At 71.1% G+C, this 17,007-nt stretch carries 12 protein-coding genes; 5 read left to right on the top strand and 7 right to left on the bottom strand.

Annotated features, from left to right (window positions below; translation table 11 throughout):
- Positions 1–22: 22 nt before the first annotated feature.
- The 7 genes from FNH08_RS23310 to FNH08_RS23280 all read right to left on the bottom strand — a co-directional run bounded on the left by FNH08_RS23310 (position 23) and on the right by FNH08_RS23280 (position 6,911).
- Positions 23–760: a DUF1775 domain-containing protein gene (locus FNH08_RS23310; RefSeq protein ID WP_152773486.1), complete on the bottom strand. Its 738-nt coding sequence runs from the start codon at positions 758–760 to the stop codon at positions 23–25.
- The gene (locus FNH08_RS23305; RefSeq protein WP_152773485.1) at positions 697–1,410 is read right to left on the bottom strand and encodes a hypothetical protein; all 714 of its coding nucleotides are present in this window, start codon (positions 1,408–1,410) and stop codon (positions 697–699) included. Before FNH08_RS23305 ends, FNH08_RS23310 begins: the two co-directional genes overlap by 64 nt.
- A gap of 192 nt (positions 1,411–1,602) precedes the next feature.
- A complete protein-coding gene (locus FNH08_RS23300; RefSeq protein ID WP_152773484.1) occupies positions 1,603–2,271 on the bottom strand; it encodes a DsbA family protein in 669 nt (222 codons plus the stop codon).
- Positions 2,268–4,355: a cytochrome c oxidase assembly protein gene (locus tag FNH08_RS23295; RefSeq protein ID WP_152773483.1), complete on the bottom strand. Its 2,088-nt coding sequence runs from the start codon at positions 4,353–4,355 to the stop codon at positions 2,268–2,270. The genes FNH08_RS23300 and FNH08_RS23295 overlap by 4 nt, the downstream gene beginning before the upstream one ends.
- The gene (locus FNH08_RS23290; RefSeq protein ID WP_152773482.1) at positions 4,345–4,944 is read right to left on the bottom strand and encodes a copper resistance CopC family protein; all 600 of its coding nucleotides are present in this window, start codon (positions 4,942–4,944) and stop codon (positions 4,345–4,347) included. Before FNH08_RS23290 ends, FNH08_RS23295 begins: the two co-directional genes overlap by 11 nt.
- Before the next feature lie 88 nt (positions 4,945–5,032).
- On the bottom strand, positions 5,033–5,704 hold the full coding sequence (locus FNH08_RS23285) for a hypothetical protein (protein ID WP_152773481.1): 672 nt from the start codon (positions 5,702–5,704) through the stop codon (positions 5,033–5,035).
- Positions 5,705–5,882: 178 nt separating this feature from the next.
- Positions 5,883–6,911 carry a LacI family DNA-binding transcriptional regulator gene (locus FNH08_RS23280; protein WP_152773480.1) on the bottom strand — a complete coding sequence of 343 codons (1,029 nt, stop codon included), beginning with the start codon at positions 6,909–6,911 and terminating at the stop codon, positions 5,883–5,885.
- Between the two features lie 340 nt (positions 6,912–7,251).
- On the opposite strand from FNH08_RS23280, the gene FNH08_RS23275 reads away from it, so the two are divergent.
- From FNH08_RS23275 to FNH08_RS53590, 5 genes are all read left to right on the top strand, one after another.
- Positions 7,252–8,568, top strand: a complete 1,317-nt coding sequence (locus tag FNH08_RS23275; protein ID WP_152773479.1) for an ABC transporter substrate-binding protein — start codon at positions 7,252–7,254, stop codon at positions 8,566–8,568.
- Positions 8,569–8,656: 88 nt separating this feature from the next.
- Positions 8,657–9,625, top strand: a complete 969-nt coding sequence (locus FNH08_RS23270) for a carbohydrate ABC transporter permease (protein ID WP_152773478.1) — start codon at positions 8,657–8,659, stop codon at positions 9,623–9,625.
- 35 nt (positions 9,626–9,660) lie between these two features.
- Positions 9,661–10,482 (top strand): carbohydrate ABC transporter permease, encoded by an 822-nt coding sequence (locus tag FNH08_RS23265; RefSeq protein ID WP_322725179.1) that lies wholly within the window; start codon positions 9,661–9,663, stop codon positions 10,480–10,482.
- Between the two features lie 99 nt (positions 10,483–10,581).
- Positions 10,582–12,543 (top strand): glycoside hydrolase family 127 protein, encoded by a 1,962-nt coding sequence (locus FNH08_RS23260; protein WP_322725176.1) that lies wholly within the window; start codon positions 10,582–10,584, stop codon positions 12,541–12,543.
- A 23-nt stretch (positions 12,544–12,566) separates the two neighbouring features.
- Positions 12,567–16,718: an Ig-like domain-containing protein gene (locus tag FNH08_RS53590; protein ID WP_152773477.1), complete on the top strand. Its 4,152-nt coding sequence runs from the start codon at positions 12,567–12,569 to the stop codon at positions 16,716–16,718.
- The last annotated feature ends 289 nt before the right edge of the window (positions 16,719–17,007 follow it).

The following is a 17,007-nucleotide window of genomic DNA, read 5'->3' as shown; positions in this document are numbered from 1 at the left end:
GGTCGGCCCCACCCCGCCCGCGTCAGCCCTGCGACGCCGCGGTGCGCCGCTTCACCAGCCACCAGGCGCCGCCGCTGAGGACGGCCAGAGCCACGACCACCCCACCGACGACCAGGCCCGCCGAGCCGCCTCCGTCGTCCTCGGCGGCTTTGGCGGCGGGCTCGGAGTCCGTGGCCCCTGCGGTCGGCTCGGTGGTCGACGGAGTCGGGTCGGCCTTCTCGCTCTCGGTGGGGGCGGAGCTGGGGCCGTCCGGCTTGGCACCGGAGGCAGCGGCCTTCAACTCCAGGACCGGCGCGGGCTGTTCCGGCTCATCGCCACCGGAGGGCAGTTCGATCCAACGGGAGATCTTTCCGTCGCTGTAGGTCTCGACGGTCTTGAACGCGATCTCCTTGGCGTCCGGGAGCTGCCGGACCTTGATCTCGTGCTCGGCGTTGGCACCGGTCTTCAGGGCGGGGCCGCCGACGGTGTACCCGTCGCTGGTGGCCTTCAACTTCCAGCCCTTGGGCGCTTCGCGGAGCGTGACGTCCTCAGGAGCGATGCCTTCGGGCAGGACGACCCGCAGTTCGGTGAAGCCCGCGGACTCGGACTCGGCCTCGGACACGAAGCCGATGGTGACGTCCCTGGCGAGGGCCTGGGGCTTGTCGGCCTCGACCTCCGCGTGCGCGGCGGCAGGTGCGGCCAGGGCGAGCGTGGCCGTCAGCGCGGCGGCACCGGCGAGAGCGACACGACGGCCGGCAGGGGCCAACACGTGCGTGGACATGGACACAGGGGAACTCCTTGCTGATACGGGAAGAACCGGTCCCGCAAACACCGGGACCGTGAAGCGCGAGGACGCCCCCGCCGCGGTGGCCCCCTGCGCACCACCACGTGCTCCAGTGCTTCCTCCCGTGCCCGCAGCGCCACCTCGAAGAACGCTCCCGGCCTCCGTCCGGGCAGCGTCGGCAACAGTGGGCCGGTGCCGGCGACCGGTCGTGACAGCACCTGCGCCAGGGCGGTCCCGACCGCCCCGGCCAGAGTGCGCAGCGTGCCGAGCGCCGCCGACATCCGTGCGTCCGCCCGGTTCAGCAGCAACGCCATGACCAGTGCGGTGACCGCGTGGACGGTCGTCATCGCCGCTCCGGCGTGATGCCAGACGTGGCCGTCTCCCGCCGCGGCAGCGAGATGCCCGGCGTGCGTCGCGTGCCACGGCGCCACCGCGGGCGGGTCGCCGTCCGCGGAGGACAGCGCGAGATGCAGCACGCCCTGCGTCGCCAGCGTGAACGCGATGGTCGCGGTCGGCGTGTAGTGGCGGCGCGCGAGCGGCCAGACCGCCGCGAACTGGGCCACGATCGCCACGCCCACCAGCCGCCAGGGCACCGCGCCTTCGGCGACGGCGTGGTGACCGACGGCCGCGAACACGGTGCCGAGCACGGCGAACAGGCCGGCCCGCGCGCACGTTCCCACCCGACCGGCCCGGCCTGTCCCGGTACATCCCTCGTGCCCGGTCACGGACGCCGCATGATCAGATGATCCGGTTGGTGGAGGTCACGGGCTTTCACCTTGTCGTATACGTCGGGTCGCGCGGGGTGGTTCAGCGAAGGGCAAGCGGAGCGCCTGGCACGGTCACTTGGACAGCCGGTCGTCGATGAGCGCCTTGAACGCCTCGTAGGAGCCGGGCGTCGGGATCATGGTCCCGTCGACGAAGAAGGTCGGGGTGCCCTGCACGCCCAGGCCGAGGCCGTCGCGCTGGTCGTCCTGGACGCGTCCGGCCGCATCGGGGTCGGCGAGGTCGGCGTCGAACCGGTCCATGTCCAGGCCGAGTTCCTTCGCGTAGCCACGGAAGACGGACTCCTTCCAGTCCTGGGACTCGCCCCACTCCTTCTGGGTGGTGAAGAGCTTGGTGTACATGTCCTCGAACCTGCCCTGGCGGGCGGCGGCCTCGGCGGTGCGCGCGGCGAGTTCGCCGTTGCGGTGGCCGGGCATCGGGAAGTAGCGGGCGACGAAGGTGACCCGGCCGCCGTACTCCTCGCGCAGCTTCTCCACCACCGGGTACATCGCCCCGCACGCCTCGCACTCGAAGTCGAGGAACTCGACGACCGTCAGCTCGCTCTTCTTCGGGTCACTGAGGCGGTGGCTGTCGCCGCGGACGGGCAGGGCCTGGGCCGCGGGCCGCGCGTTGACGCCGCCGGCGTCACGGTCGTCGGGCGAGAACAGGAGGAACGCGCCGAGCGCGGCGGCGAAGCCGGCCACGATCACCGCGGCGACGACGAGGTGTTTCCCGAGCTTCTTCATGATTCCTCGCTGTACTTGGTCTTGCCGGTGTGCGTGGGCGTGGGCGCGGTCGTGGCGGGGTGGGCGGGGCGCCCGTCGCGGGCGTGCAGGCTCGCCAGGTAGGCGTTGTAGGCGGCGAGTGGGTCGTTGCCGTCGCCGCGGTCGATCTGCCGGTCGATGCGGCGGGCTTCGCGCTGGTCGGAGCGGACCCACTGGACGGCCAGGATGATCGTGGTGAGGAGGACGGGGATGTCGCCGGTCGCCCAGGCGATGGCCCCCGCGTTGTACTGGTCGTCCATCGCGTCCGCGACCCAGGGCCGGTCGAGCAGCGTCCACCAGCCCGCGCCGATCAGGTCGCTGGAACTCATCAGCGAGATGCTGAACCAGGAGTGGAACGGCATCGTCAGGATCAGCACGAACAGCCGGCCCAGATGAGGAGGGCGGCGCGGCCCGGGGTCGATCCCGATGACGACCCAGAAGAACAGCAGACCCGCGGCGAGGAAGTGCACCAGCATGACCATGTGCCCGAGGTGGCTGCGCATCAGCGTCTCGAAGAGCGAGGTGTAGTAGACGGCGAAGGCACTGCCGATGAACAGCAGTCCCGCCACGGCCGGATGCGAGACGACCTTGACATAGCGGCTGTGCAGCAGCTTCAGCAGCACTTCCCGGGGGCCGTCCGGCTCCCCCTTCGCAGCGGCGGGCAGGGCCCGTAGCGCGAGCGTGGCGGGCGCACCGAGGACGAGCAGGATCGGCACGGTCATCGCGAGGATCATGTGCTGGCCCATGTGCACGCTGAACAGCACCTTGCCGTACACCGCGAGCCCGCTCATCGTGGCGAGCACGGTCACCGCCATGCCGAGCAGCCAGGAGACCGTCCGCCCGACGGGCCATGTGTCGCCCCGGGCACGCAACTTCCGTACCCCTGCCAGGTACAGCAGCGCGGCGGCGGCCGTGCCGAACGCGAACAGCGGATCGAAGTGCCACCGGGTGAACAGCCCGGGCCACGGGAAGTCGCCGAGCGGCGGAGGCATGGTGAAACCCAGCAGTTCGTCGGTGGCCGAGACCGAGGCGTCGCCGGCGCCGGGGGCAGGCGTGCGGGACAGCCCCACGGCGAGACCGATCGCCGCCGCCATGAGCAGGAGTTCACCGGCGGCCAGGCGGACGAAGCCCCGCCGCGCACCGTCCTTCAGAGCGGGCAGCGTGCGGCGACGGTGCCACCAGCCGACGCCGCCCAGAGCGGCGAGCGCCATCGTCTTGGCGAGGACCATCAGCCCGTACCGGCTGGTGAACGCGTCCCCCGGGGAGGGGAGTCGGACCGCTACGTTCACGATGCCGCTGGCGGCGACCGCGAGCAGCGCCCATGCGGCAAGCGGGCTGAAACGCCGGACCGCGTCCACCGCCTGCTCCTCCCGGCGCGCGACCACGACCAGGACGAAGACGAGTCCGCCGACCCACACCGCGACACCGAGCAGATGCAGGGCGAGACTGGTGACCGCGGCGTCATGGTTGCCCGCCTCCGAGGAGTGCCCGGTGAACGCGGGCGGCAGGAGGCCGATCAGCGCGACGACGAGCGCCAGACGGGCCCAGCGGGCCGTGCCGATCCCCACGCCGAGCGTCGCGATCACGCCGGCGGCCCCGGTCATCAGCGCGTATGAACGGCCCTGGGCGTCCGTGGCGACGAAGTCCGCCAGTACGGCGGGGGAGAGGACCTCGGCGACCGGCTGGGCGAACAGGTCCGAGAGCAGGAACGCGAGCGTGGCTGCCGACGCCACGGCCCACAGCACGGCGGCCGCGGCGGCCCACGCGAGATAGCGCAGTTGGGCCGGGCCGAGTTCCCTGCCGCCCGGCAGCAGCACGGCGACCAGCAGCAGCGCGCCCACGGTCGCCGTGGCGGCCGCGTTCGTGACGGTACGGGCCACCGGCAGGCCCCAGGCGGTCAGCGCCCCGGCATCCGGGATCCCGGGGATCGCGGTCGCGGTTCCGCCGCCGGACCACACCGCGACCGCGGCGACGGCGGCGGCGAGCCCGACCGACCCGGCCAGCACGAGCGGCAGCCGTGGCAGCCGCGGCAGGCGCTTGGTCCTGGTGGTGGTCTCAGTGGCCATGACGCGCTCGCTTCCGCCACGCGACGACCGTCCCCACGACCGCCAGGGCCAGCACACCGACCGCCGCGAGAACGGGAACGCTCGACCCGTCGGGCTCCCCGCCGGTCCCGTCCGGCGCGGCCTGCTCGGCGGTGCGGGGAGCGGGAGCGGCCGCACTGTCCGACTCCGTCGCTCGCGGTGCCGGACTGGGGCTGCCGGCGGCCTTGACGGTGAACGAGTAGGCCCCCGAGACCGGATGGCCGTCGGCGGAGACGACTCGGTACCCCACCGTGTAGCGCCCGGGGGAAGCGGCGGGATCCAGCGCGAGGGTGACCGCCTTCCCCGCGACCTGGGGCTCGCCCGTGGCGGCCGACGTTCCGTCGGGGCCGGTGACGGCGACCTTGGCGTACTTCTCGGCCATCGTGTCGCTGAAGGTCAGCGTGACGCTTGGTGGCAGCCCGGCGAGCGTGGTGTTCGCGCCCGGGCTGCTGGCGTCGAGTTCGGTGTGGGCCGCGGCCCGCGGCACGGAGACGGCCAGGGCCGCCAGAGTCGCGGGCAGGACGAGGACACGTGCCGCCGTACGGACGGCACGCCGGTCAGTGACGTACATGACGCGGAAAACTCTCTGGGACACCCGTCGGCCGGAGCCGCCGGGACGAGGAGGACCGGCCCGCCGGGCGGCCCTCCCGTCACGCCCGTCAGGGCAGGTGGAGAGCGCCGATCGGCGTCGGCCGGAGAAGGACGAACGGACCGTGCCCGCGGCCGGGCGGCGCCCTGCCCGCGTGCAGCCGCACCAGCAGCACGGACATCAACGACGAGGAACTCTCGGGGACCACGACCCGCGGACCAGTCCCGTGACGGCCATCGAACCGCGGCCAGAGGAACAGCAGCAGACACCGTACGACCGCGAGGAGCGACGTGCTCTGCCACAGCAGCCGCTCTGTGACGCCCAGCAGACGGGCGGTGAGCAGCAGGGTGACCAGGTGACCGGCGAGCAGCACACAGGAAGGCGGCCCGGCGGCCGCGTCGTGCTCGATGAGCCGGAGCGGACCGCCCAGCGAGCCGTCCTGCCCCGCCACGGCGGCGCAGGCACCCGGCAGCGAGTAGGCGACGTGGTAGGCGAGTTGCGCGAGGAGAAGCGTGCCGAGCAACTGGCTGTCCGTCAGCCGATGCCGTGTCAGCACCACCGCACCGGGCGTCGCGACAGCCGCCGTGGCGGCCACGACGACCCACTGGGGTGCGTGCCCCTGCGACAGCACGTGCCCGGCCAGCGGCAGCAACACGCACAGCACCGCGAGCACCCCGGCCCTGAGCCCGCGCAGCCGCCCGGACGCCGGCGAGCCGGGTCCTCGCAGGCAGTGCGTACGCATCGGATCGGGCCTTCAGCGGGTCGGGTTCCGTCACCGTCGCGGAAACGGAAGGGGGCGGCGGGCAAGGATGCGGGACCGCGTGTCCCGCACGCCTGGCAGCGTACCGACCGACCCACTCAGGGCCGCACGCCAGGGTGGGGCGGAGCCGGAGAACGGGCCCGGGTTGACGGCGTGCCGCTCAGGACAACGGCGCGGTGGACCCCCGGATCACCACCCGGCAGGGCAGGCTCTCGGCCCCCGAACGCCGTGCCCCGCCGATCGCCGTGAACAGGGCGTGCGCGGCAGCTCGGCCGACCTGTTCGAGGTTCATGTCGACGCTGGTCAGCGGCGGGCGGGAGGCGGAGGTCAGGACCCGCCAGTTGTCGAAACCCATGACCGCCACCTCCTCGGGCACACGGTGGCCGCGCTCGCGCAGGACGTCCATGACGCCACGGGCTATCTGGTCGCTGCCGCACAGCACGGCGTCCACGTCCGGATGCTGGTCGAGCAGCATCGCGGTGGCGGCCCGCCCCCAGCCCTCCGACCACGCCCCGAACCGCGGTTCGCCGACCAGGGCGAGGCCGGCGTCGGCGAGCGCGGCCCGGGCCCCCTCGGCCCGCTCCCGCGCCGCGAGGTACCCGGGGTCGCCGGTGATGTGCGCGATCCGGGTACGGCCACACGCGAGCAGATGGTCCACCGCGATCCGGCCCGCGCCGACGCTGTCGGGCACGATGGACAGATCCTCCGGGTCCTCCGACGGCGCGTACGCGTAGACGACGGGCACGGGCAGTTCACGCCCCAGGGACGGACGCGGGTCGGTCCGGCTGCCCACCACGATGAGGCCGTCGACCCGGCGTCCTAGCAGCGCGCGGACGTGGTGCTGCTCCCGGATCGCGTCCCCCCGGGCGTCGCAGAGGAACACCGCGACCTCGCCCGCTCCGAACGCGTCCTCGGCGCCCATGAGGATCGGGATGCTGAACCGTCCCTCCAGATCGCTGGTGAGCAGACCGACGGTGCCCGTCCGCCCGGCCAGCAGACCACGGGCCACCTGGTTGGGCCGGAACCGCAGCCGCTCGGCCGCTTCGATCACCCGCTGTCTGGTCTCCGCGCGCACCTGGCTGCGGCCGTTGAGGGCCTTGGAGGCGGTGGCGACGGACACGCCCGCCAGCCGGGCGACATCGCTGAGCGTGGCGGGCTGCGAACGAGAGGGGCCGGTGGCCTGTGCCATGGGTCTTCTCCTGTCTCGCGTCGCGCGCCGACACCCGTCGGGCGTGGCACGCCGCGCGGAAAACAGTACGGGAAACCTTTCGGTCGTGGCATACCAATGGGTTTCGAGCACCTGACTCCATGTGCGTCCCGCACGCGTAGAGACGGTTTCCGCAAGGGGATTGACGGTTGGTGAGTCGAGTTCTAGCGTCTCTGAAAGCCTTTTCGGTTCATTTCTGTCGCGGTGAGTTCGTCACCGGGCTTCGTCACCGATTCTTCGTCGCAGAGTTCAGTGCCACCACATCCATCGTCCCGACCGGCCGGCCTGCCCAGGGCCCGCCGCCCACCAGGGGGGATCGACCATGGGGAGCACGGCCGGACCGCTCGGACGCTTACGCCGCCTCGTCACCGGCTCCATCGCACTCCTCGCCGCCGCGAGTCTGGTCACGGCATGCGGGTCGGGGGAGGACGGATCCGGCGGTGGGGGAGGTAGCGGAGCCGCGGATGCCAAGGGTGCCGACGACGGCACCAAGTTGACGATGTGGACGCGTGCGGCGACCCGGCCGCAGAGCGAGGCCCTCGTCAAGGCGTACAACGCGAGCCACAAGAACAAGATCGACCTGACCGTCATCCCGACCGACGACTACCAGGCCAAGGTCGGAGCCGCCGCGGGCTCCCGCGACCTTCCCGACCTGTTCGCCTCCGACGTGGTGTTCGTACCGAACTACACCTCCAGCGCGCTCTTCGCCGACATCACCGAACGCGTCGAGGCGCTGCCGTTCGCCGAGCACCTGGCCCAGTCGCACATCAAGGCCGGTACGTACGAGGGCAAGAAGTACGTCGTGCCGCACACGCTGGACCTGTCGGTGCTCTTCTACAACAAGGAGCTGTACCGGCGGGCCGAGCTCGACCCCGAGAAGCCGCCCACGACCCTGCGTGAATGGGATCAGCAGGCCCGGGCCGTGGACGCGCTGGGCGGAGGCGTCAACGGCACGTTCTTCGGCGGGAACTGCGGTGGCTGCGGCGTCTTCACCTGGTGGCCGTCCATCTGGGCAGCCGGCGAGGACGTACTCAACAAGGAGGGAACCGAGGCACAACTCTCCTCCGGCACCGCCAAGAAGGTCTACGACACCTACCGCGGCTGGGTGAAGGACGACATCGCGGCCCCCGGCGCGCGCGACGAGACGGGCACGACCTGGACCGGGGTCTTCCCGAAGGGCAAGGTCGGTGTGATGCCCATGCCGTCGACCACCCTGGGGCTGATGCCCAAGGACCTCGACCTCGGGGTCGCGCCCATCCCAGGACCCGACGGCGGCAAGTCCACCTTCGTCGGCGGTGACGCCGTCGGTATCTCCGCCACCAGCAAGTCGGCCGACCAGGCCTGGAACTTCCTCGCCTGGTCGCTGGGCGACGAAGCCCAGGTCGACGTGGTCGCCGCGCACAAGGACGTCGTGGCGCGCACCGATCTGGCGTCCAACAAGTACTCCAAGGCGGATCCGCGGCTGGTGACGATCAACGAACTCGTGGCGCACGGCCGTACCCCGTACGCGCTGAAGTTCGGCCAGACCTTCAACGACCCCAACGGCCCCTGGCTGACCCTCATGCGCGACGCCGTCTTCGGCGACGGGGGGTCCGTGGACAAGGACAACGAGGCGGTCAGCGCTTCGCTGGCCGACTGAGCGGCACCGGCGCTCCGGCTCGGAGCTGAGGCACCGGGCCGGGGCCACCGCACGCACCCCCTCTCACGTCCCACGGCAGAGGAGACCCATGCACGTGAAGGCGCCCGACCGGACGGCGGCCGAACGCCCGCCGTCCCGGCCGGATCGACGGACCCGCCCGCTCCGCGCGACGGCGCCCCGCTGGTGGCGGTCCCGGAAGGTGAAGGGCCTCGGGTACGCGGCGCCCACCGCCGTGTTCGTCGCTGTCTTCTTCGTGCTGCCGCTGCTGCTCGTAGGGCAGATGTCCCTCAGCGACTGGCCCCTGCTGTCGGGAGACCGGGGCGTCAACGCCCCCGAGAACTACACCGACGTCACCGAGAGCACCCTCTTCTGGCCCGCGGTGCGTTTCACCCTCCTCTACACCGTGATCGTCACGGTCGTCCTCCTCGGGCTCGCGCTCCTCCTCGCCCTGCTGGTGCAGGAGTCCCGTCCCGGCGCCGGCTTCTTCCGTACGGTCTACTTCCTGCCCAGCGCCCTGGGCCTGGCCTCCGCCTCCCTGCTGTTCTGGGGGCTGTACAGCCCCACCACCGGCCCGCTCAGCCGCGTACTGGAAGAGCTCGGCCTCGTCGACGACCCGGTGTCCTTCCTCGGCACACCCACGTCAGCCCTCCTGTCGACCGTCTTCCTCATCGTCTGGAAGTTCGCCGGCTTCTACATGCTGATCCTGCTCGTGGGCCTCCAGCGCATCCCCCACGAGGTGTACGAGGCGGCTCGGATGGACGGCGCGAGCCGCGGCCAGATCTTCCGGTCCATCACGCTGCCGCTGCTGCGTCCGTCCCTCGCCCTGACCCTGCTGCTCTGCGTGACCGGATCGCTGCTCGCCTTCGACCAGTTCTTCATCCTCACCAAGGGTGGACCGGACAACAGCACGGTCACCGTCGTCCAGTTGATCTACCGGGAGGCCTTCCAGCGGCTGAACCTCGGCACCGCGGCGGCCCTCTCGATCATCGTGCTGGCGGTGCTGCTCCTGCTCAACGTCCTCCAGTTCCGCGGTCTCCGCCACGCCGACGAGTCATGACCATGACCCCCACCCCGCCACGAAGGGACACCACGGTGCTCACCCGCGCCCTGGGCCGCACGCCCCACTACGTCGTCGCCGGAGGTCTGGCCGTCATCTTCCTGTTCCCCCTGCTGTGGAACACCTGGGCCTCGGTCAGCGGACAGCCCGGCACCGCGCAGGAGTCCGGCTACGGCCTCGGCAACTACAGGACGTTGCTCGACTACGACGCGGGCCTGTGGCAGTACCTCCTCAACAGCACCGTCGTCTCGGCACTGACCGTCGCCCTGACCCTCGGCGTGTCACTGCTGGGTGGCTACGCCTTCGCCCGATTCGACTTCCCCGGCAAGAACGTGCTGTTCCTGCTCACCCTGGCCATCCTCATGGTCCCGTACGCCACGCTTCTCATCCCGCTCTACGTGCTGCTCGGCAGGCTCCACCTGCAGAACTCGCTGGTCGGGCTGGGCCTCGTCCTGGCCATGTTCCAACTGCCGTTCGCCACCTTCATGATGCGGATCTCCTTCGAGGCGGTGCCGCGCGAACTGGAGGAGTCCGCGCTCGTCGACGGCTGCGGCACGGCGGGCGCGCTGCGCCGGGTCCTGCTCCCGGCGGTGCGACCGGGGCTGATCACCGTGGGGCTCTTCGCCTTCCTCGCCGCCTGGAACGACTTCATCGCACCGCTGATCCTCATCTCCGACAGCGAGAAGGCACCCCTGCCGCTGGCCATCGCGAACCTGCGGCAACAGAGCATGGGCGCCGTCGACTACGGCGCCACCGAGGCGGGCGTGGTCGTCCTCGCCGTGCCCTGCCTCCTCCTCTTCCTGCTGCTGCAACGGCACTACATACGGGGATTCATGTCGGGCGCGCTCAAGGGCTGAAGCGCCTACTCAAAGGCTGAAGCACCTGCTCACAGGCTGAAGGCCCGCACCCCGCGGCACACATCCACGACCGAAGGGACAAACCGAAGGCATGAACTGGTGAGGGAGAACACGACGCGGCCCACCGTACTGCCGGTGGCGCCCACCCGGGGCCGACTGCGGCCGCTCGGTCTGGACGAGGTCAGGATCACCGGAGGCTTCTGGGCCCGGCGCAGGCACACCAACGCGACGGCCACACTCGGCCACTGCCGTGACTGGATGGAACGCGTCGGCTGGACGGGCAACTTCCGGGCCGTCGCCGAGGGCCGGATCGATCGGGACCGGCGCGGACGCGAGTTCGCCGACTCCGAGATGTACAAACTGCTGGAAGCCATGGCCTGGGAGGCCGGTAGCGGCGGGAGCGGCGGATCCGGCAGCACCCTCGACGCGGACGCGGCCGCACTCACCGAAATCGTCGCACGCGCCCAGCAACCGGACGGCTACCTGAACACCGCCTTCGGCCACCCCGGACAGCAGCCCCGCTACAGCGACCTCGAATGGGGCCACGAGCTGTACTGCTACGGGCACCTCATCCAGGCGGGCGTGGCCCAGGCCCGAGCCCGGGGCGAGGGCGAGCTGGCGAAGATCGCCCGGCGGGCGGCCGACCACGTGTGCGCCACCTTCGGCCCGGGCGGCATCGAGGGCGTCTGCGGGCACCCGGAGATCGAGACCGCCCTGGTGGAACTGGCCAGGCTGACCGGGGAGCAGCGCTACCTCGACCAGGCGGCCCTCTTCGTCGACCGCCGCGGCCACCACACCCTCGCCGACATCGAGTTCGGCCGCGCCTACTTCCAGGACGACATGCCCGTGCGGGACGCCACCGTGCTGCGCGGACACGCCGTACGTGCCCTCTACCTCGCGGCCGGTGCCGTAGATGTCGCCGTGGAGACCGGGGACGACGCCCTGCTCGCCGCGGTCGTACGGCAGTGGGAGGCGGCGGTCGCCCGGCGGACCCACCTGACCGGAGGCATGGGCTCGCACCACCGGGACGAGGCATTCGGCGACGACTTCGTGCTGCCGCCGGACCGCGCCTACTCGGAGACCTGCGCGGGAGTCGCCTCCGTGATGCTCAGCTGGCGGCTGCTGCTGGCCACCGGCGAGCCGCGCTTCGCGGACCTGGCCGAGCGGACCCTGTTCAACGTGGTCGCGACCTCCCCGTCCGACGACGGCCGGGCCTTCTTCTACGCCAACACCCTGCACCGGCGCACCCGAGGTGCCGTGCCCGCCACGGACACCGACAGCCCGCGCGCCGAGTCGAGCCTGCGCGCACCCTGGTTCGCGGTGTCCTGCTGCCCGACCAACGTGGCGCGGACGCTGGCCCAACTGCCCGCGTACGTCGCGACGGTGGACGACCACGGCGTACAACTGCACCAGTACGCCGACGCCGAGATCGCCACCTCCCTCGCCGACGGCCACGGCGTCGCGCTCCGGGTCCGTAGCGACTACCCGTCCGGCGGGACGGTGGCCGTGCGGATCGTCAGGTCCCCGGACCGCCCCTGGACCCTGTCGCTGCGCGTCCCCGAGTGGACGGCGGGTGCCACGGCATCGCTGACCGAACCGGACGGCACACGCCGCGTCGTCCCGCCGGGCACCGCCGACGTCACGCGGGTCTTCCGGCCCGGTGACGAGGTGCGGCTCGAACTGCCCGTGACCCCGCGCTGGGTCCGGGCTGACCCACGCGTCGACGCGGTACGCGGCACGGTGGCCGTCCAGCGCGGACCGCTGGTGTACTGCGCCGAGTCCGTGGACCTGCCGGACGGGCGCGACGTCGACACCGTTCAGGTCGACCCGTCCGTGGAGCCGGAGGACGCGGGCGACAAGGTCGTCGTGGCCGGAGAAGTCGCCGCGCACGCCGAACAGAGCGACGAGCCATGGCCGTACGAACCGCTCGACCGCCCCGCGGTGAGCACTGCCGACCGCACGCAGATCGTTCTGGTGCCCTACCACTCCTGGGCGAACCGTGGGCCCTCGACGATGCGCGTCTGGCTGCCTACGACCCGGCAGCGGACCACAGAACCGTAGACACCGCTCACCTGGAGGAAGTCGTGCACAGGCCGAGAAGACGGCACCGTCGCAGAACCCTGGCCGGAGCGCTGGCTCTCGGGCTGCTCGCCTCGCTCGCGGCCGTCGCCCCGGCCGAGGCGGACAACTCGGCCATCGGCCACCCGGTCTACTCCGGATCCGCCGATCCCGTACCGGAGTTACCCGCCGGCTTCTCCGTCCGCCGCACACTGCGCGCTCAGTTCGAGGCCGACCGGAAGGCCGGGAACGGCACCGACTTCTGGATGGACCGCATGCTGGCCCGCAAGGGCGAGGACCCCGCCGGCGACTGGCTGTTCACGCGGGGCCGGGCCGTGTTCATGAAGGAGCACGACCCGGCCCGGCTCGGGTTCGGCGGCAAGGTCGCCTACTGGGAGAGCATCGACAACCGGTCCGCGTACACCGTCACCCTGGCCGTGGGCGGCGAGAACCTCACCCTGCGCGAGGACACCGACGCCCGTACCCAGACGCCCAGTTACTGGCGCAGTGTGTTCACGCACGAGGGCACCGGGCTGAGGGTGACCCAGACCAAGTTCATCACCGACGCGAACGTCGCCGTGACGAACCTGACCCTCACCAACACCGGTTCCGCCCGCCGCGAGGTCACGCTGCGTGCCGCGTCCCCGTACACCACGACCGCCGAAGGCCGTGAACTCACCGGTGCGGTGGCCGCGAAGAACAACCTCACCACCGTCTTCCCGCGACTCAGCGGCGACGGCATGGCACCCGCACCCGCCTCTGACGGCGAGGCCCTGACGCGTTCCCTCGCGCTGCCCGCGGGCGGCACCGTCACCACCAAGGTCCAACTCGGCTTCGTCACCGAGGAGATCGCCCGCTCCCGCCCCGAGTACGACACTGTGCGCACCGCGACCCCGGCCGCCGCCTTCCGCACCCACGTGCAGACGTACAACCGCTGGTGGGCCGAGAACCTGCCCTACCTCGACGTCCCGGACGACAACATCGAGAAGACGCTGTACTACCGCTGGTGGCTGCTGCGGTACAACTACCTCGACGCCGACATCCCGGGCAACGACTACCAGTTCCCCACCTCCATGGAGGGCGCGCTCGGCTACAACAACGCCATCGCCCTGACCGTCGGCATGTTCGTCGACGACCTCAAGTACCTGCGTGACCCGAGCTATTCGTACGGCCCCTGGGTGTCGGCCGGAGAGGTCTCGAAGAACGGCAAGTACACCGACAACCCGGGCGACCCGGAGAATTGGTCCAACAGCTACACCCAGTACATCTCCGAGGCGGCCTGGCGCTCCTACCAGGTGCACGGCGGGCCCGACGGCATCGTGCGCAACCTCGCGCGGTACGCCGAGAAGGACGTCCGGGGCCAGTTGGAGAACTACGACCACGACGGCAACGGACTGATCGAGTACGACTGGGGCGCCATGACCGGAAACGACGCCGACGCGGTGTCGTTCGACTGGAAGCCGGGCAACCTCGACCGCGCCGAGTCGGCGTACGTGTACAGCAACGCGACAGCGGCGGCCCGCGCGTACGAACTGCTCGGCGAGACGGGCAAGGCCGACGAGATGCGCGGCGTCGCGAAGCGGGTCAAGGACGCCGTCCTGAAGTACCTGTGGGACCCGAAGGACAAACTGCTCAAGCACCGGCACGTGGCCAGCGACACCCTGGTGCCCTGGAAGGAGATCAACAACTACTACCCGTACAGCGTGGGCCTGATGCCCACGCCCGACGAGGACCCCCAGTACCTCGAAGCCCTCCGGCTGTGGGCGGACGACAAGCAGTACCCGGTCTTCCCGTTCTTCACGGCAAACCAGGCCGACAAGGCGGAAGCGGCGGAGCAGGGGCACCCGGGAAGCAACAACTTCTCCGTCATCAACTCCACCGTCACCTTCCGCTTCCTCGCCTCGGTGCTGCGGAAGTACCCGAACAAATACATCGACAACAGCTGGTACAAGAAGCTGCTGTCCTGGAACGCCTGGGCCCACTACGTCGACGGCGACAACCGGTGGCCCGACCAGAACGAGTTCTGGGCCGACGGCAGCGCCGACCCGCAGAAGATCGGCTACCGCTCCTGGATCCACCACACCATCCTCGGCACCACCAACTGGACCGTGATCGAGGACGCGATGGGCTTCCGGCCGCGCGACGACCGGAAGATCGAGCTCTGGCCCATCGACATCGACTGGCCGCACTTCGCCGTCACCGACATCAACTACCGCGGCACCGACGTGGCCGTCCTCTGGGACGAACCGGGCGACGGGAAACGGCCGTACGGCCGCCAAGTGCCCGAGGGCTACTCCCTCTACCTCGACGGAAAACTCGCCTTCACCGCCGACCGGCTCACCCACCTCGTCTACGACCCCGCCACCCGCAAGGTCACGTTCCCCGACGGGGGAGGCGCCAAGGCCCGCGTCACCGGCCTGCGTGCCGGAGTACCGGGACCGCAGGACGTCGAGTACGGCCGGAAGGACCGCGTCACCGACCTGTTCGCCAAGGCCGGCCGGGACCTGACGGGCGTGGCCAAGGAGAACCTCGCGGCCGGTGCCACGGCCCGTGCCTCCCACGAGGCCCAGGGGCGGGGCGTGTCCGGCGCCGTCGACGGCTTCACCATCAACGAGCCGTACTGGGGCGCCCGAGGCTCGGGCAACAGCGAGGACTGGTACGAGATCGACTTCGGGCGCAGACGCGCGGTCGACGACGTCGGGCTCTACTTCTACAGCGACAAACGGCCGGGCGGATACGCCGAGCCCGCCCTCTACACCGTGCAGTACCAGGACGGCGACGGGCAGTGGAAGGACGTGGCCCGCCCCGCCAAGTCACCCGTCAACCCGAGAGCCAACCTCAACCAGGTGCGCTTCGAGAAGGTGACGACCCAGAAGCTACGGGTGCTGATGCGTCACCGGGACGGCCACACCAGCGGCCTGAAGGAGATCCAGGCGTTCGCCACCGGCGTCCGGCCCCCGGCAGCCCGGAACCAGGCCCCGTACGTCGAGGCGTGGCGGGACACCACGTACAGCCGTCCGGGCCAGGTCAGGCTGACAGGGATCGTCGAGGACGACGGCCTCCCGGAGCGGAAGCTCTCCGCCTCGTGGCAGGCGACGGACGGACCCGAAGGCGGCACCGTCATCTTCGACGAGCCGCGCGCCTCGACGACCGTCGCCCGCTTCACCAAGGCGGGTACGTACACCCTGGAACTCACGGCCACCGACGGTGAGTTGCAGTCGTCGAAGAGGGTTGTGGTCAAGGCGGAGGGTTTGTCCGACGGGCAGGTGAACGTGGCGCCCTTCGCCACACCCACCGCCTCCTACACCTCGGGCTGGGAATCCATCGCCGCCATCAACGACGGCCGGGAACCCGCCTCTTCGTCCGACGCCCCGCGCTGGGGCAGCTGGCCCCAGAAGGGCACCCAGTGGGTCCAGTACACCTGGGACGACCCGGTCCGTGTGGACGGCTCCGACCTGTACTTCTTCCGTGACGCGCAGCCCGGCGCGGAGGACGGCGTCGGCGTTCCGGCGTCCTGGGTCATCGAGTACAAGGACGGCGACACCTGGCGCGAGGTCGCCTCGCCCAGCGGTTACGGCACTGCCGAGGACCGCTACAACAGGACCACCTTCACCCCCGTCACCACCACGGCCCTGCGCGCCCGGCTGACGGGCCACCCGAACCTGGCCCTCGGCGTCCAGGAGTGGAAGGTGTACGCCGAGACACCGGAGTCCGTGCGCGAGGTCCACGTCCCCACCCCGCGCGGCAGGATCCCCGAGTTGCCCGGCCAGGTGACGCTGGTCTACGCCGACGGCTCCACGGCGCGCTCGCCCGTGGCCTGGCCCGCCCTCACCGAGGACCAGGTCGCCGAAGGAGGTACCAGCGTACGGATCACGGGGCTCGCCGACGGGGCAGCGCAACCCGTCACCGCGACCGTGTGGGTGCGGCAGACCGACGCCGTCGAGATCACCAGCATCGCCGAGGAACGCCTCACCACCCGGGCCGGTACGGCGCCCACGCTCCCGTCCACCGTGGTCGCGACGTACAACGACGGCTCCAAGGACAGCCGGATCGCCGTCACTTGGGACCCGGTGAAGCCGGACCAGTACGCCGAGCCCGGAACCTTCGAGGTGAAGGGAACCGTGGCGGGCACCACCTACCGCGCCACGGCGAACGTCACCGTGACCGCCCCGCCATGACCGCCCGGTGACCCCTCCCACGCCCGCTGAGACAGACGACTTGAGACAGACGACTTGAGACAGACGACTTGAGACCGACGACCTGAGATCGACGACCTGAGTCCGACGACCTGAGTCCGACGACCTGAGTCCGACGACCGATGATCGGAGTCCGAGCATGTCCCAACCCCCCACCCGCCGCCGTCTGTTGAGTCTCGCCGCCGGGGCCGCGGCCGCCGCCCCGCTCGTCCACGCAGCACCGACCGCGCACGCGGCGGCAGGCGGCCCGGCCCTGTCCACAGGACAGGCC

It is taken from the genome of Streptomyces spongiae (assembly GCF_009377185.1).
GTDB classification, from domain to species: domain Bacteria; phylum Actinomycetota; class Actinomycetes; order Streptomycetales; family Streptomycetaceae; genus Streptomyces; species Streptomyces spongiae.
The sequence above is the reverse complement of the archived record's forward strand: the minus strand, read 5'-3'. Positions and strand labels throughout refer to the sequence as shown.

Excerpts from the sequence above, each read along its gene's own strand:
- FNH08_RS23310 (WP_152773486.1), bottom strand. The coding sequence starts at position 760 with ATGTCCACGCACGTGTTGGCCCCTGCCGGCCGTCGTGTCGCTCTCGCC.
- FNH08_RS23300 (WP_152773484.1), bottom strand. The coding sequence starts at position 2,271 with ATGAAGAAGCTCGGGAAACACCTCGTCGTCGCCGCGGTGATCGTGGCC.
- FNH08_RS23295 (WP_152773483.1), bottom strand. The coding sequence starts at position 4,355 with ATGGCCACTGAGACCACCACCAGGACCAAGCGCCTGCCGCGGCTGCCA.
- FNH08_RS23290 (WP_152773482.1), bottom strand. The coding sequence starts at position 4,944 with ATGTACGTCACTGACCGGCGTGCCGTCCGTACGGCGGCACGTGTCCTC.
- FNH08_RS23285 (WP_152773481.1), bottom strand. The coding sequence starts at position 5,704 with ATGCGTACGCACTGCCTGCGAGGACCCGGCTCGCCGGCGTCCGGGCGG.
- FNH08_RS23280 (WP_152773480.1), bottom strand. The coding sequence starts at position 6,911 with ATGGCACAGGCCACCGGCCCCTCTCGTTCGCAGCCCGCCACGCTCAGC.
- FNH08_RS23275 (WP_152773479.1), top strand. The coding sequence starts at position 7,252 with ATGGGGAGCACGGCCGGACCGCTCGGACGCTTACGCCGCCTCGTCACC.
- FNH08_RS23270 (WP_152773478.1), top strand. The coding sequence starts at position 8,657 with ATGCACGTGAAGGCGCCCGACCGGACGGCGGCCGAACGCCCGCCGTCC.